The organism is Zobellella denitrificans (assembly GCF_002237365.1).
In the GTDB taxonomy this organism is placed as follows: domain Bacteria; phylum Pseudomonadota; class Gammaproteobacteria; order Enterobacterales; family Aeromonadaceae; genus Oceanimonas; species Oceanimonas denitrificans.
Genome location: NZ_NMUO01000016.1, coordinates 1 through 13,837, shown reverse-complemented (window position 1 = coordinate 13,837; position 13,837 = coordinate 1). Strand labels below are relative to the sequence as shown.

Below are 13,837 nucleotides of genomic sequence, written 5' to 3'. Positions count from 1 at the left end.
GCCTAGCCTTCATCGAGCTGCTGGCGGCTGTAGGCCAGCAGCTCGTCCATCACCCTGTGCTTGATTTCCAGCTGCTGCTCGGGACGCAGGCCGTAGCGCTCGGCCAGGTAGGCGTAATCCTCGGGGCTGAGCGACACCGTCAGCCGGGGGCGTTTGGGCTTGGCGGCGGTGGGCAGGGTCAGGATGTGGCGGATCTGATCCGAGGGGCTCAGGCCGTTGTCCAGCGCCTCGCGCCGGATCTGGTATTGCAGCTTCTCGTCCATGTCGAAGGCTACCTGCACCGCCTTGGCGGCGCGCACCGAACTCTGCCATTTTTCCGGTATCTTGCGCTGGCTCAAGGGCGGCCTCCCAGTTGCTGTTGCAGCCGGGCCAATACCTGCTCGGCGCTGTGGGGGCAAAGGGCCCTTGGCGCCTCGTCGGGCTCCGTGTCCTGATGCTGGCGTTGCTCCCGGGCGCGGATATCGGCCAGGGCTTGCTTGGCGTTGACCAGGGTCACCGCCGGATGGCGGCGGATGGCGGCCATGGTCTTGCGCACGCAGGCGGTGGTTTTGGCCATGGCCAGCTGGCGGCACAGATCATGGTAGTGGCGCTCGGCCTCCAGCCAGCGGCGCTGGTAATAGCCCAGCCGTTTTTCCAGCCGGGCGAGGTCGGCGGCCAGCTCGTCCTGGCGGTCTTCCAGCCGGGCCACCTCGGTGGCCTGGGCGTGAGCATCGTGGCCGGCGGCCAGGGTCGCCAGCACGCCTTGTTCCTGCCGGTGCAGTTCGTGCCGCAACGCCCGCTCGCGGCGGTCGGCCAGCTGCCGCTCGGCCTTCAGTTGCCGGCACTGGCGCGCCAGCCCCTGCATGTGCTGTTCGGCGTGGCGGCAGGCGCGCACCAGCTGAACGCAGACCCTGTCCGGATCCAGGCTGCCGTCTTGCGGATCCTGCAGGCTGCGCAGGACCTGACCCAATACGCTCATAGCCCCGTCCTCATAACAGAAACTCCGCCATGTCCTCGATCACCTCGAGGCAGTTGTCGCTCAGCACCGCCAGCTCGTGCTCGATGTCGGCCAGATCGGCGTTGAGCGACAGGGCGCCGAACACCACGTACCAGTCGTCGAGCCGGGCAAAGGCCGACAGCGGCATGGGAATGTTCATGTCGAGCATGGCTTCCAGCATGGCCTGGCGCCGGGCCGGATCGACCTGGCTTTCGTCCCACAGGTAGCTGATGCACAAAATCTGATCGTCGGAAACGGAGATGAACAGGGGCAGCTCTTCGCGCCCTTCCACCGTCACCTTGAGCACCTCCACCTCGCCGGGGATGGGGAAGCACTGAAAACCGAAGCCGGTGCTCGACTGGTCGCCGAGCCCTTCGAGATGCCGGCCGATAACTGAGAGTTCCATCAACAGGTCCTGACATAATAAGTCCGCTACAGACTAATCAGCCGCCGCCTTCAGTGCAAGCCCGCGCTCCGTCGTCGCCGGCCGGCGCGACAATCTGCGCCGGCTCTCTGTTCAAGGCCGGCAACAATGGTAGTCTGGTGCCAGAATCCGCCAACAAGGAAACCTAGATGGGAGAGATGCCCGCCCTGCTCGGGGCCCAGGCCGACAGACACTGGGCCCGCTTCGAAGAACGCGCCGGCGACATCCGTGCCGGCCTGAGCGAACCGCGCTGCGAACAGCTCAGGGCGCTGTTCGCCTGCAGCGATTTCGCCGCCGACAGCCTGTGCCAGCAGCCTGAGCTGGCCCTGGAACTGGACGACGAAAAGGACTTGCACAACGGCGACCGGGCCGGCGGCTACCGGCCGGCGCTGGCCGCCCAACTGGCGGCCGTGCACGACGAGGCCGGCCTGCTGCGCGCCCTGCGCCGCTTTCGCCGGCGCGAGCTGCTGCTGATCGCCTGGCGGGAGATGCTGCTGGGGGCCGAGGTGGAGGAAAGCTTCGAGCATATCTCGGCCCTGGCCGATGCGCTGATCGTGGAAGCCTATCGCTGGCTCTACCGGCGCCAGTGCGCCGAGCTGGGCACCCCCTCCGACGCCGAGGGCAAGCCGGTGCCCATGCTGATCCTGGGCATGGGCAAGCTGGGCGGGCGGGAGCTCAACTTCTCCTCCGACATCGACCTTATCTTCACCTTTCCCCACAACGGGGTGACCCAGGGCGGGCGGCGGGAGCTGGCCAACCAGCAGTTCTTTATCCGCCTGGGGCAAAAGCTGGTCAACGCCCTGCACCAGACCACGGTGGACGGCCAGGTCTACCGGGTGGACATGCGGCTGCGGCCCTTCGGCGAGTCCGGCCCCCTGGCGGTGAGCTTTGCCGCCATGGAAGACTACTACCAGCACCACGGCCGCACCTGGGAGCGCTACGCCATGGTCAAGGCGCGCATCCTCAATGACGAGGGCGAATACAGCGCCGAGCTCAAGGCCATGCTCAAGCCCTTCGTGTTCCGCCGCTACATCGACTTCGGGGTGATCGATTCCCTGCGCCAGATGAAGGCGATGATCGCCGCCGAGGTGCGGCGCAAGGGACTCAAGGACAACATCAAGCTGGGCGCCGGCGGCATCCGCGAGGTGGAGTTCATCGCCCAGGTGTTCCAGCTGATCCGCGGCGGCCGGGAGCCGGCGCTGCAGGTGCGCCATCTGCCCCAGGCCCTGGCGGCGGCGCGAGAGGCGGGAGCGCTCAGTCCCGAGGTGGCCGAAGAGCTGCACCAGAGCTACCGCTTTTTGCGCAAGGTCGAAAACTTCCTGCAGGCCTTTGCCGATCAGCAGACCCAGACCCTGCCCCAGGACGAACTCAACTGCACCCGCCTGGCCTGGCTGACGGGCTACCCGGACTGGGATGCCTTCTACCGGGCGCTGCACGATGCCATGGCCCTGGTGCACCGCCAGTTCGAGCAATTGATCGGCGACAGCACCGAGGCGGAAGAGGAGGGCGCGGCCCAGATCTGGTTCGACATCTGGCAGACCGACTGGGAAGAGGAAGAACTGGTCCGGCTGCTGCAGGAACAGGGCATGGCCGAGGACAAGGCCGGGCGCCTGGCCCGGGCGCTCAATACCTTCAAGGAAGAGTGTCCGCGCCGGGCCATGGGCCCCCAGGGACGCCAGGCGCTGGAGAAGCTGATGCCGGTGCTGCTCGACAAGGTCAGCCAGTCCGACACCCCCGGCATCCTGTTTGCCCGGCTGCAAAAATTGCTGCTGCAGATCGCCACCCGCACCGCCTACCTGCAGTTGCTGGTGGAAAACGCCGGCGCCCTGACCCAGCTGATCCGCCTGTGCGAGGCCAGCTCCCTGGTGGCCGAGCAGCTGGCGCGCTATCCCATTCTGCTGGACGAGCTGCTGGTGCCCCAGCTGCTGTACAACCCCATCCCCCTCGATGCCTACCGGGGCGAGCTGCGCCAGTTCCTGCTGCGGGTGCCGGAGGAGGACGTGGAGCAGCAGATGGAGGCCCTGCGCCAGTTCAAGCAGATCCATCTGCTGCGCATCGCCGCCGCCGACATCGCCGGCGCCCTGCCGCTGATGAAAGTGAGCGATCACCTCACCTGGTTGGCGGAGGCCATGGTGGAAGAGGTGGTCAACCAGGCCTGGGCCCAGATGAGCGCCCGCCACGGCGTGCCCGAACAGCTGGCGGACAGCGGCCGCAAGGGCTTCGGGGTGGTGGCCTACGGCAAGCTGGGCGGCATCGAGCTGGCCTACAGCTCGGATCTGGACCTGGTGTTTGTACAGGAGGCCGGGCTCAAGGGCCAGACCAACGGCGACAAGCCCCTGGACTGCCGCCAGTTCTACCTGCGCCTGGCCCAGCGCATCATCCACCTGTTCAGCACCCGCACCCCCAGCGGCGTGCTCTACGAGGTGGACATGCGGCTGCGCCCGAGCGGCGCCTCCGGCCTGATGGTGAGCCCGCTCGACGCCTACCAGGCCTACCTGCACAACGAGGCCTGGACCTGGGAACACCAGGCCCTGGTGCGCAGCCGCATGATAGTGGGCGATCCGCCGCTGTTCGAGGCCTTCAACGACATCCGCCGGGAGGTGCTGGGCAAGGAGCGGGAGCGTGGCGAGCTGGCGCTGGAGGTGGTGCAGATGCGCGAGAAGATGCGTGCTCATCTGATCAAGGCCGGGCCCGGCGAGTTCCACCTCAAGCAGTCGGTGGGTGGTCTGGCCGATATCGAGTTCCTCACCCAGTACCTGGTGCTGGCCCATGCCCATGAGCATCCTGCCCTGACCCGCTGGTCCGACAATATCCGCATCCTGGAGGCGGCGGTGGAAGTGGGGCTGCTGGAAGAGGAGGAGGCCGGCCGGCTGAAAACCGCCTACTGCGCCATCCGCGACCGGGGCCACCGGCTGAGCCTGTCCGACCAGCCCGGCCGGGTGCCGGACAGCGAACTCGTCCGGGAGCGGGACTGGGTGGTGGCAAGCTGGAACAAATGGCTTAAAGATAGCTAGAAGCTAGAAGCTAGAAGCTAGAAGCTAGAAGCTAGAAGCTGGAAGCTGGAAGCTGGAAGCTGGAAGTCGGAAGCGTAAACCACTCGGGCTGCTTCCAGCTTCCGGCCTATCGCTTCCCGCTTCAGTACCGGTAAGGCACCCCTTCCGGGGTGGTCTTGAAGCGCCGGTGCAGCCACATGTACTGCTCCGGCGCTTGGCGGATGGCGGCCTCGAGCACCCGGTTGCCGGTGATGGCGTCCGCTTCGTCGTCGCCGGTGGGGAAGCCGGCCAGGGGCGGCTGGACGACCAGCCGGTAGCCGTCTCTCTCGCGCAGGGTGAAGCAGGGCAGGGTGACGGTATTCTTCACCCGCGCCAGGGTGGCGGTGCCGGTGATGGTGGCGGCCTTGTCCACCGCGAAAAAGGGCACGAACACGCTGGCGTGGCTGCCGTAGTCGTGGTCCGGCGCATACCAGAGCGCATCGCCGGCCCGCAGCGCCTTGAGCATGCCCTTGATGTCGAGCCGATCCACCAGGTACTTGTTGGAGCGGCAGCGGCCGTGCACCTGGGCATATTCCAGCACCGGGTTGGTGTTGGGCCGGTAGACGCCCACGCCCGGCCGGTACAGGCCGAACTGGCGGGCGTTGAGCTCGAGCGTAAGGAAGTGGGCCGACAGCAGCAGCATGCCCTGGCTTTTGGCCGCGGCGGCATCCACCTGCTCGGTGCCCTCCATGCGGGTGAGGGCCCGCATGCGCCAGTCCGGCCAGAACCAGGCCATGCCGGTTTCGAACAGGGCGCAGCCCACGCTCTCGAAGTTGCCCCTGAGCAGGTGCTCGCGCTCGGCCAGGGTCAGCTCCGGCAGGGCCAGCTCCAGGTTGCGCCGGGCCACCTTGACCCGGGACTTCAATACTTTCATCGACAGCCGGCCCAGCCCGCGGCCCAGGGCCATCTGGGCGCGCCAGGGCAGCAGGGTGACCAGCAGCCACAGCAGGCAAAGGCCGAGCCAGTTCAGGGCATAGCGCGGGTGCAGCAGCGCCGCGTGAAAGGGAGGAAGCCGGGAGTCTTGCATCAGGGAGTCGCCATCGTCGTCGAATGGCCGAATTCTAAATAACAATGGCGGTAATGGCCACCCAAGGCCGGCCGACGGGTGCGATCGGCCGTGGCTGTGATAAGATTTCGCCTTTCCATATCGACAGGGGTCGGAACCTATGAAGATCAAGTTGCCGGAATTCGATAACGCCAGGGTGCTGGTGGTCGGGGATGTGATGCTGGACCGCTATTGGTCCGGCCCCACCGGGCGCATCTCCCCCGAGGCTCCGGTGCCTGTGGTCAAGGTCGAGCACATTGAAGAACGCCCCGGCGGCGCCGCCAACGTGGCCCTGAACGCCGCCGCCCTGGGCGCCGGCGCCCGGCTGCTGGGCCTGACCGGCGACGACGAGGCGGCCAGCTCCCTGCAGGACAAGATGAAGGGGGTGGGGGTGGAGTGCGACTTCGTTCGTCTCGATAGCCACCCCACCATCACCAAACTCAGGGTGATGAGCCGCAACCAGCAACTGCTGCGGCTGGACTTCGAGGAAGGCTTCGCGGCCGGGGACGCCGCTCCCCTCACCGACAAGACCCGGGCCGCCCTGGCCGAGGCCGGGGTGCTGGTGCTGTCCGACTACGCCAAGGGTGCCCTGGCCCAGGTGCAGCAGCTTATCCACGCCGCCAACCAGGCCGGGGTGCCGGTGCTGGTGGATCCCAAGGGCTCGGATTTCGAGAAGTACCGGGGCGCTACCCTGCTCACCCCCAACATGAGCGAGTTCGAGGCGGTGGTGGGCAAGGTGAAGGACGAGCAGGAGCTGGTGGCCCGCGGCCTGGAGCTGGTGGCACGGTTCGAGTTCAAGGCCCTGCTGGTGACCCGCTCCGAGCACGGCATGACCCTGATCCGCCCGGGCGAGGACGAACTGCACCTGCCGGCCCAGGCCCACGAGGTGTACGACGTGACCGGTGCCGGCGACACCGTCATCGCCACCCTGGCCTCGGCCCTGGCCGCCGGCCTGCCGCTGGACGAAGCCTGCGCCCTGGCCAACGTGGCCGCCGGCATAGTGGTCGGCAAGCTGGGGACCTCCACCGTTTCCGCCATCGAGCTGGCCAACGTGCTCTACGGCGGGCCCGAATCGGGCATGGGGGTGGTGACCGAGCAGCAGCTCAAGTACGTGGTGGACGCCGCCCGCCGCCGGGGCGAAAAAGTGGTGATGACCAACGGCTGCTTCGACATCCTCCACGCCGGCCATGTGTCCTACCTCAACAACGCCCGCAAGCTGGGCGATCGGCTGATCGTGGCGGTGAACACCGATGCCTCGGTGCGCACCCTCAAGGGCGAGGGCCGGCCGGTGAACTCGGTGGACAGGCGCATGGCGGTGCTGGCCGGCCTGGGCGCGGTGGACTGGGTGGTGCCCTTCAGTGAGGACACCCCGCGCCGGCTGATCGCCGAGGTGCTGCCCGACGTGCTGGTCAAGGGCGGCGACTATAAACCCGAGGACATCGCCGGCTTCGAGGAAGTGACCGCCAACGGCGGCGAGGTGAAGGTGCTCAACTTCGAGGACGGCTGCTCCACCACCGCCATCATCCAGGCCATCCGCACCCGCTGAGTGGTTGCGCATAAGAGCCGGTTTGACATTTTTTGTACTTGGCCAAAGCGCACTACTCCACCGACTCGCCGTGGGGCCAGATACTCACCATTTCGGCCTGCTGCGAACATTCACTGGATGTTCGGTCAGGCCGAAATGGTTCGTCACGGTGAGCAAGCTCGCCCCCTGGGGACTCCGCCGCGCCTTCCCTGGCGCGGAGGGTCGGCGGAGCAGCACCCTTTGCCCTCTCCCAAGCTCACTGTCGCCTGTTGGCGCGACGACAACGGCGAAGCCTGGAAGAGGCAATCCCTGTTGACTCTGTGTTTGAGTCGTCACCGACGAGTTTCGTAAGGATCGTAAACAGCTGCCAGTAAAAACGGGGCCATTCGGCCCCGTTTGATTATAAAGGTGGAAGCGGGGCGGGTTGCGGCTCCCCTAATTCCCGGTGGCCCAACCCCGCGTCCTTATCCCGTCAGGGATTACTGCTCAAGCCACAGCTGATCGTCCTTGGCGACCAGGGGCCAGACCTTGACCTTGACGTCCTCCTGCTCCAGGCAGCGGCCGTCTTTCAGTGAATAATGGTGCTTGTACAGGGGCGAGGCCACGCAGGGCTCGCCCTTGATATCGCCGACGATGCCCCGGGCCAGCACCTGGGCGCGGCCCATGGGATCCCAGTTGTCGAGGGCGAAGAAGCCGAGCCCGGGCAGGTTGAACAGGGCCAGTTGCCGGCCCTCCACCAATGCGGCCATGCCGCTGTGCTCGGGGATGTCGTTGACGTGGCAAAGGCGAACAAGACTCATGATACCTCCTTGATTTCAATCAGTTCTACCGGGCGGATCTGGCCGCGCTTGCGCTCGAAGACGATGCTGTCATCGGCCTCGTCGGTGTTGACGAAGCTCTTGAAGCGCTTGAGTTTTTCCGGATCCTGCAGGGTGGCTTTCCACTCGCACTCGTAGGTGGCGATCACGTGGGCCATGCGCCCTTCCAGCTCCTCGGCCAAGCCTAAGGAGTCGTCGATGATGACTTCGCGCAGGTAGTCCAGGCCGCCTTCCAGGTTTTCCATCCACACCGAGGTGCGCTGCAGCTTGTCGGCGGTGGCCACGTAGAACATCAGCAAGCGGTCGATGTAGCGGATCAGGGTGTCGGTATCCAGATCGGTGGCGAACAGGTCGGCGTGGCGCGGGCGCATGCCGCCGTTGCCGGCGAAGTACAGGTTCCAGCCCTTTTCGGTGGCGATCACGCCCACGTCCTTGCCCTGGGCCTCGGCGCACTCACGGGTGCAGCCGGACACCGCGAACTTCAGTTTGTGGGGCGAGCGCAGACCCTTGTAGCGGTGCTCCAGGGCCACCGCCAGATCCAGGGAGTCCTGCACCCCGTAGCGGCACCAGGTGGAGCCGACACAGGACTTGACGGTGCGCAGCGACTTGCCGTAGGCGTGGCCGGTCTCGAAGCCGGCGTCGATCAGTTCCTTCCAGATCTGCGGCAGCTGCTCGAGGCGGGCGCCGAACAGGTCGATGCGCTGGCCGCCGGTGACCTTGGTGTAGAGATCGTAGCGCTTGGCCACCTGGCCCAGCACGATCAGCTGCTCCGGAGTGATCTCGCCGCCCGGTACCCGGGGCACCACCGAGTAGGTGCCGTTCTTCTGCATGTTGGCGAGAAAGGTGTCGTTGGTGTCCTGCAGCGGCTGGTGCTTGGGCGCCAGTACGTGCTCGTTCCACAGGGAGGCGAAGATGGAGGCCGCCGCCGGCTTGCAGCTGTCGCAGCCCAGGCCGGTGCCGTGCTTGGCCAGCAGTTCGTCGAAGCTCTTGATCTGGCCCACCTTGACCAGGTGGAACAGCTCCTGGCGGCTGTAGGCAAAGTGCTCGCACAGGCTCTTGTCGGCGGTGATACCCTGATCTTCCAGCGCCTGGTTGACCACCTGGGTGAGCAGGCCGGCGCAGCCGCCGCAGCCGGTACCGGCCTTGGTGCAGGCCTTGACCGCCGATACATCGCAGGCGCCGCCCTGCACCGCCTCGATGATGGCGCCCTTGCTCACGTTGTGGCAGGAGCAGACGGTGGCGGTGGCCGGCAGGGCCGCCTTGGGCGCGCCGCCGGCGGCATCTTCCGGCACCAGCAGGGCCAGGGGGTGATCCGGCAGCGGCATGTCGTTGAGGTAGGTCTGCAGCAGGGTGTCGTAGTCGCCGGTGTCGCCCACCAGCACGGCGCCCAGCAGGCGATCGCCGGCTTCGTTCAGCACCAGCTTCTTGTACAGATCCTTGCTGCGATCCAGCAGCAGCACTTCCTGGCTGCCCGGGGTCTGGCCGTGGGCGTCGCCGATGGCGCCCACGTCCACGCCCAGCAGCTTGAGCTTGGTGCTCATGTCGGCGCCCTTGAAGGCGCCGTCCTTGCCCAGCAGTTGGGCGGCCACGGTGCGGGCCATCTGGTAGCCGGGGGCCACCAGGCCGAACAGCTTGCCTTCCCACAGGGCGCATTCGCCGATGGCGTAGATGTCCGGGTCCGAGGTCTGGCACAGATCGTTGATGCAGATGCCGCCGCGCTCGCCCAGGGTGAGGCCGGCTTCGCGGCCCAGGGCGTCCTGGGGACGGATACCGGCGCTGAACACCAGCACGTCGGCTTCGAGCATGCCGCCATCGGTGAATTCGAGGCGGTGGGTGGCGCTTTCGCCGTCGATGATGTGCTGGGTGGCCTTCTCGGTGTGCACTTTCAGCCCCAGGCGCTCTATCTTGTCCTTCAGCAGGGTGCCGCCCTGGGCATCCAGCTGTACCGGCATCAGCCGGGGGGCGAATTCCACCACATGGGTTTCCAGGCCGAGCAGGCGCAGGGCGTTGGCGGCTTCCAGGCCGAGCAGGCCGCCGCCGATCACCACGCCGGTCTTGGCATTGCGGCAGGCGGCCTTGATGTCGGCCAGATCTTCCAGGGTACGGTAGACAAAACACTTGTCCCGCTCCCGGCCGGGGATGGGCGGCACGAAGGGGGTGGAGCCGGTGGCCAGCACCAGGCGGTCGTAGGAGAGCACGGCGCCGGCGGCGGTGGTCAGGGTCTTGGCGTCCCGGTCGATGGCGGTTACCGCCTCGTTAAGGCGCAGCTCGAGGCCGCTTTCGCCGTACCAGTCGGGGCTGGCCATCAGCAGGGCTTCCGGCTCCTTGCCGTCGAACACTTCGGAGAGGTGCACCCGGTCGTAGGCGGCATGCTTCTCGGCGCCGAACACCGTGATGTCGTACTGCTCCACGCCGTTCTGGTCCACCAGCTGTTGCAGCAGGTGGTGTCCGACCATGCCGTTGCCGATGACAATCAGTTTCTGTTTCATCATTGCTATCCTTAAGCCACCCAGGACTTGCTTGCGGGTTGATGGTTTTTGGTGGCCTTGGTGCGGCCCCGTTTAGTTGTGCGACTTGCGCTTAAACAGGGGATATCAAGATGCGTGCCAAATTTTATTTGTTTGATAAGTAAGGTTTTTTATACGAGGCACGAAAAAGCCCTGCCCGTTTAGGGAGCAGTGCTTTCACCATGATGATGCAGATAAAACAGGGAATAACTCGCTAGAGGTATCACTTTAGGGTTATGTAAAACAGAGTGCAAGCGTTTTTTCTTCGCCGATAAGCGGGGTGAACAAGAGACGGATAGCCGGCCGGGTGGTGCCATTGAGGGGGCGGTGCAGCCTGCCTGGGGCAACGAGAACGGGACTGAGCCTGGTGCCAAGGCTGATGGATTCCTGCCTGCGGGAACTGCGGCAGGAGCACGGCAAAGTGATCGGAGTACGGCAAGGCGTATGGGGAGTGAGTGCAGAGTGATCCGAAGCCTGGTCAGTGGGCCTGGCCGGGCGCGGGGCCCGGCCAGGATGGGTCAGGCGACGGCGAGGGAGTCCAGGGTGGCGGTGAGTTCGGCGCGCAGTGCCACCACCTCGCCGAGGATCATCAGCACCGGGCCGCTCGGCTTCAGGGTGGCGGCGGTGGCGGTCAGCCGGCCCAGTTCGGTGGTGGTGATCTGCTGGGCGGCGGTGGTGCCGGATTCGATCAGCGCCACCGGCAGTGACGCCGGACAGCCTTCGGCCAGCAGCCGGGGCTGGATCACGGCGGCCTGCTCCAGCCCCATGTAGAACACCAGGGTCTGGCCGGCCTGGGCCAGGGCGGACCAGCCCCGGAATTCACCGCCCTGCTGCAGGTGGCCGGTGACCAGGGTGACGGCGCGGGACAGGCCCCGGTGGGTGAGGGGGATCAGGCTGGAGGCGGCGCAGCCCAGGGCGGCGGTGATGCCCGGCACCACGCCGAAGGGGATGCCGTGCTGCCGGAGGTAGAGCGCCTCTTCGCCGCCGCGGCCGAAGATAAAGGGGTCGCCGCCTTTCAGCCTGACCACCCGCTTGCCGGTCCTGGCCAGGCGCACCAGCACGGCACAGATGTCTTCCTGGCGGGCGCTGGTCTTGCCGCAGCGCTTGCCCATTTCGATGCGTTTCACGCCGGCCGGGATCAGCGCCAGTATGTCGGGGCTGACCAGGCTGTCGTACACCACCACTTCGGCCTGCTCGATGGCGCGCAGGGCCTTGAGGGTGAGCAGTTCGGGATCGCCGGGGCCGGCGCCGACCAGGGTGACATTCATGCTTTGGCTCATCGCTTCTCTCCTTAATACCGCGAGGCGGCGCCACGGGGCTGTGATCCTGTTCCCGCCCCGACGGGGCGGTGCTGTACAGAACTAAGCAAAAGCGGTGCCATTTTTCATTGTTTGATAAATCAGCGGCTTGTGCCCGGCCGGGGGACGGTTTTGCACCATGACAAGGCGTTGGCCTCAGGCTGGTGCAACTGCTGCACTAAGGGCGGGGGGCCGGCTGCCCCAGGCCGAGCAGCAGGCGATCCAGCAGCACCGCGGCCAGGAGGGCGCAGCCCAGGCCCAGCAGGGCCCGGGCACTCTGGCCGTCCTGACCCAGCTCGGACAGGATGAAATGGCCCAGCCCCTGGGGCTGGAGCGCCATTTCGGCCAGGAGCAGCACCAGCCAGGCCAGGGCCAGGGGCAGGCGCAAACCCTGGAGCAGGGCCTGGGCCAAGTTGCCGGCGTCGGCCTGCCGCCCGGCCCTGGCCACGCCATGCAGGGCCGGAACCAGGCAGCCCAGCAGCATGCAGCCCAGCAGCGTGCTGGTGCCGCCGGGCTGGGGGCTCAGCAGCAGGGCGGCCAGTACCAGGGGGGCCGGCAGCAGCCTGGCCATCGACATTCCAGGCCCGGCTGCGATCCGGCGACGGCCCCGCGTCAGCAGCAGGCCGGCAGGCACCGCCAGCAGGGCCGTCAGGGCGAATCCGGCCAACACCCGTTGCAGGCTGAGCAGGAGTTGATCGAAGAAGGTAGGCGTGCGTTCGAAGGCGGGGATCCGGGGCAGGGCAGCGGCAGTTTCATCCTGCGCCAGCCGTTGCCGGAGCTCGGCCTGGTAGAAGGCGCGCTCCCTGTCCTGCTCGGCCTTGTGCTCCTGCAGCAGTTGCACCAGCTGACCGCCCAGTTGCAGGGGCCCGGGGGGATGGGGCGGCAGGCCGGCCAGCCCTTGCCACAGCACCAGGGCGAGCAGGACAGCGGGCAGGCGCCAGCGGGGGCCCAAGCGGGCGGATAACCGGGGTGATGGCGTTGTCTTCATGCGTGTCTTTCCCTGAGAGGCCGAACCAGGCTGTCAGGGATTCAAAAAGCGCGCCAAATATTAATCTATTGATAATAAATGGTTTTATTTTTCCGCTTGATGCAGGCTGATTCCTTTTGAGGCGGGCCTTCACCAGTTTGGGGCAGGGCGCCAAGGATAAAAAAAGAGCTCCCCTGCGAACAGGGGAGCCAGCCAAATGGCACAGTCTGGAGGAAACGGCTCGGGGCGGACCCGAGATTACGGAAATCGGGGTAGGCCGGGCGCGGCCCGGTCAGATGTGTTCTCCCTGCAGTTGGGGCTGGCATACCGCTATCAGCTGTTTCAGCTCCGGCACGCAGGAGCCGCAGCGGGTGCCGCACTTGAGCAACTGCTGCAACTGGGGCAGCTCGGTGATCTCGTTTTGTGCTATGGCACGGCGGATCTGCTCCTCGCTCACGCTCCAGCAGCTGCACACCAGCCGGCTGTTGCCGGCCAGGGCCTGGCTCAGCTGGCCGAGCAGCAGGCTGGGCTGCAGGGCGGTGCCGAGCAGGGTCGCCAGCGGCTCCGGGTTGATATGCCAGGGTGACAGTCCCAGCAGCAGCAGGCCGGCGATCTTGCCCTGCTCCAGGTTGACCAGCAGCCGGCCCTGGGGCAGGGGCCAGTCCAGCCAGCTGCCTTCGGCGGTCAGGGCGGCCCGGGCCTCGGCGGCGGAGGTATCGAGGTCGGCCAGGCTCCAGCACTCGCCCTGGGCCAGGGGGCGGCGGCTCCACCATGCCGGCAGCCGGGCCGGCGCCTCGGTGGCTATCCAACTGGCCTGCCACTGGAGTTCGACGGGGGTCGCCTGCACCCGGTTTTGCTTGAAGGCGGGCTGGCCGGACAGGGCGCATCCCCGGGCCTCGACCAGATCGTTGATGCGGCCGCCGGCGCTGAATTCCTCGCTCCAGTGCATGGGCACGAACACCTGGCCGGGCGCCATGCCCGGGTCGGCCACCGGCCGGACCAGGGTGCGGCCGTGTTCGTTGTGCAGGGCGATGAGCTCGGCCCGCTCCAGGCCGAGCGCGGCCAGGGTATCCGGGTGGAGCTGGGCCTGGGGCTCGGTGGCCGCGGCCATCAGCCGGGCCACGTGGCCGGTGCGGCTCATGGTGTGCCATTGATCCCGCAGCCGGCCGGTGTTGAGCAGCAGCCCGGCCGGCTGGGGGGGCAAGGGCCCCCCGCCCTTGCCGCCTTTGCCTTTCCCGGCAGTTT

Annotated in this window: 11 protein-coding genes; 2 read left to right on the top strand and 9 right to left on the bottom strand. The window is 66.8% G+C overall.

Going from position 1 to position 13,837, the window contains the following annotated elements:
* Positions 1-2: 2 nt before the first annotated feature.
* The 3 genes from CGX12_RS05540 to CGX12_RS05530 are packed head-to-tail and all read right to left on the bottom strand — an operon-like array spanning position 3 to position 1,382.
* Positions 3-338: a hypothetical protein gene (locus CGX12_RS05540; RefSeq protein ID WP_094038897.1), complete on the bottom strand. Its 336-nt coding sequence runs from the start codon at positions 336-338 to the stop codon at positions 3-5.
* Entirely contained in the window at positions 335-958 is a 624-nt protein-coding gene (locus CGX12_RS05535) for a hypothetical protein (RefSeq protein ID WP_094038896.1), read from the bottom strand. Before CGX12_RS05535 ends, CGX12_RS05540 begins: the two co-directional genes overlap by 4 nt.
* A 10-nt stretch (positions 959-968) precedes the next feature.
* Positions 969-1,382 carry a YjfI family protein gene (locus CGX12_RS05530; protein WP_094038895.1) on the bottom strand — a complete coding sequence of 138 codons (414 nt, stop codon included), beginning with the start codon at positions 1,380-1,382 and terminating at the stop codon, positions 969-971.
* A gap of 167 nt (positions 1,383-1,549) precedes the next feature.
* Between CGX12_RS05530 and glnE the strand changes: the two genes are divergently transcribed.
* Positions 1,550-4,414, top strand: coding sequence for a bifunctional [glutamate--ammonia ligase]-adenylyl-L-tyrosine phosphorylase/[glutamate--ammonia-ligase] adenylyltransferase (glnE, locus tag CGX12_RS05525; RefSeq protein ID WP_094038894.1), 2,865 nt, complete (start codon positions 1,550-1,552; stop codon positions 4,412-4,414).
* Positions 4,415-4,535: 121 nt separating this feature from the next.
* Here the strand turns inward: glnE and lpxL are convergent, their stop codons facing one another.
* On the bottom strand, positions 4,536-5,459 hold the full coding sequence (gene lpxL / locus CGX12_RS05520; RefSeq protein WP_094038893.1) for an LpxL/LpxP family Kdo(2)-lipid IV(A) lauroyl/palmitoleoyl acyltransferase: 924 nt from the start codon (positions 5,457-5,459) through the stop codon (positions 4,536-4,538).
* Positions 5,460-5,598: 139 nt separating this feature from the next.
* Here lpxL and hldE point away from each other — a divergent pair, with 139 nt between their 5' ends.
* The gene (gene hldE, locus CGX12_RS05515; RefSeq protein ID WP_094038892.1) at positions 5,599-7,023 is read left to right on the top strand and encodes a bifunctional D-glycero-beta-D-manno-heptose-7-phosphate kinase/D-glycero-beta-D-manno-heptose 1-phosphate adenylyltransferase HldE; all 1,425 of its coding nucleotides are present in this window, start codon (positions 5,599-5,601) and stop codon (positions 7,021-7,023) included.
* A 458-nt stretch (positions 7,024-7,481) separates the two neighbouring features.
* Here the strand turns inward: hldE and nirD are convergent, their stop codons facing one another.
* The 5 genes from nirD to CGX12_RS05490 all read right to left on the bottom strand — a co-directional run.
* The gene (nirD, locus tag CGX12_RS05510; RefSeq protein WP_094038891.1) at positions 7,482-7,802 is read right to left on the bottom strand and encodes a nitrite reductase small subunit NirD; all 321 of its coding nucleotides are present in this window, start codon (positions 7,800-7,802) and stop codon (positions 7,482-7,484) included.
* Positions 7,799-10,312 (bottom strand): nitrite reductase large subunit NirB, encoded by a 2,514-nt coding sequence (gene nirB, locus CGX12_RS05505; protein WP_094038890.1) that lies wholly within the window; start codon positions 10,310-10,312, stop codon positions 7,799-7,801. Before nirB ends, nirD begins: the two co-directional genes overlap by 4 nt.
* A gap of 533 nt (positions 10,313-10,845) precedes the next feature.
* Positions 10,846-11,607, bottom strand: a complete 762-nt coding sequence (cobA, locus tag CGX12_RS05500; protein ID WP_094038889.1) for a uroporphyrinogen-III C-methyltransferase — start codon at positions 11,605-11,607, stop codon at positions 10,846-10,848.
* A gap of 196 nt (positions 11,608-11,803) precedes the next feature.
* The gene (locus tag CGX12_RS05495) at positions 11,804-12,613 is read right to left on the bottom strand and encodes a hypothetical protein (protein WP_142995577.1); all 810 of its coding nucleotides are present in this window, start codon (positions 12,611-12,613) and stop codon (positions 11,804-11,806) included.
* A 271-nt stretch (positions 12,614-12,884) separates the two neighbouring features.
* A partial coding sequence (locus CGX12_RS05490) for a molybdopterin dinucleotide binding domain-containing protein (RefSeq protein ID WP_217898127.1) occupies positions 12,885-13,837 on the bottom strand: 953 nt, incomplete at its 5' end.

Bases quoted from the DNA above. Each gene is read 5' to 3' on its own strand.
- CGX12_RS05535 (WP_094038896.1), bottom strand. From the start codon at position 958: ATGAGCGTATTGGGTCAGGTCCTGCGCAGCCTGCAGGATCCGCAAGAC.
- CGX12_RS05530 (WP_094038895.1), bottom strand. From the start codon at position 1,382: ATGGAACTCTCAGTTATCGGCCGGCATCTCGAAGGGCTCGGCGACCAG.
- glnE (WP_094038894.1), top strand. From the start codon at position 1,550: ATGGGAGAGATGCCCGCCCTGCTCGGGGCCCAGGCCGACAGACACTGG.
- lpxL (WP_094038893.1), bottom strand. From the start codon at position 5,459: ATGCAAGACTCCCGGCTTCCTCCCTTTCACGCGGCGCTGCTGCACCCG.
- hldE (WP_094038892.1), top strand. From the start codon at position 5,599: ATGAAGATCAAGTTGCCGGAATTCGATAACGCCAGGGTGCTGGTGGTC.
- nirD (WP_094038891.1), bottom strand. From the start codon at position 7,802: ATGAGTCTTGTTCGCCTTTGCCACGTCAACGACATCCCCGAGCACAGC.
- nirB (WP_094038890.1), bottom strand. From the start codon at position 10,312: ATGATGAAACAGAAACTGATTGTCATCGGCAACGGCATGGTCGGACAC.
- cobA (WP_094038889.1), bottom strand. From the start codon at position 11,607: ATGAGCCAAAGCATGAATGTCACCCTGGTCGGCGCCGGCCCCGGCGAT.
- CGX12_RS05495 (WP_142995577.1), bottom strand. From the start codon at position 12,613: ATGAAGACAACGCCATCACCCCGGTTATCCGCCCGCTTGGGCCCCCGC.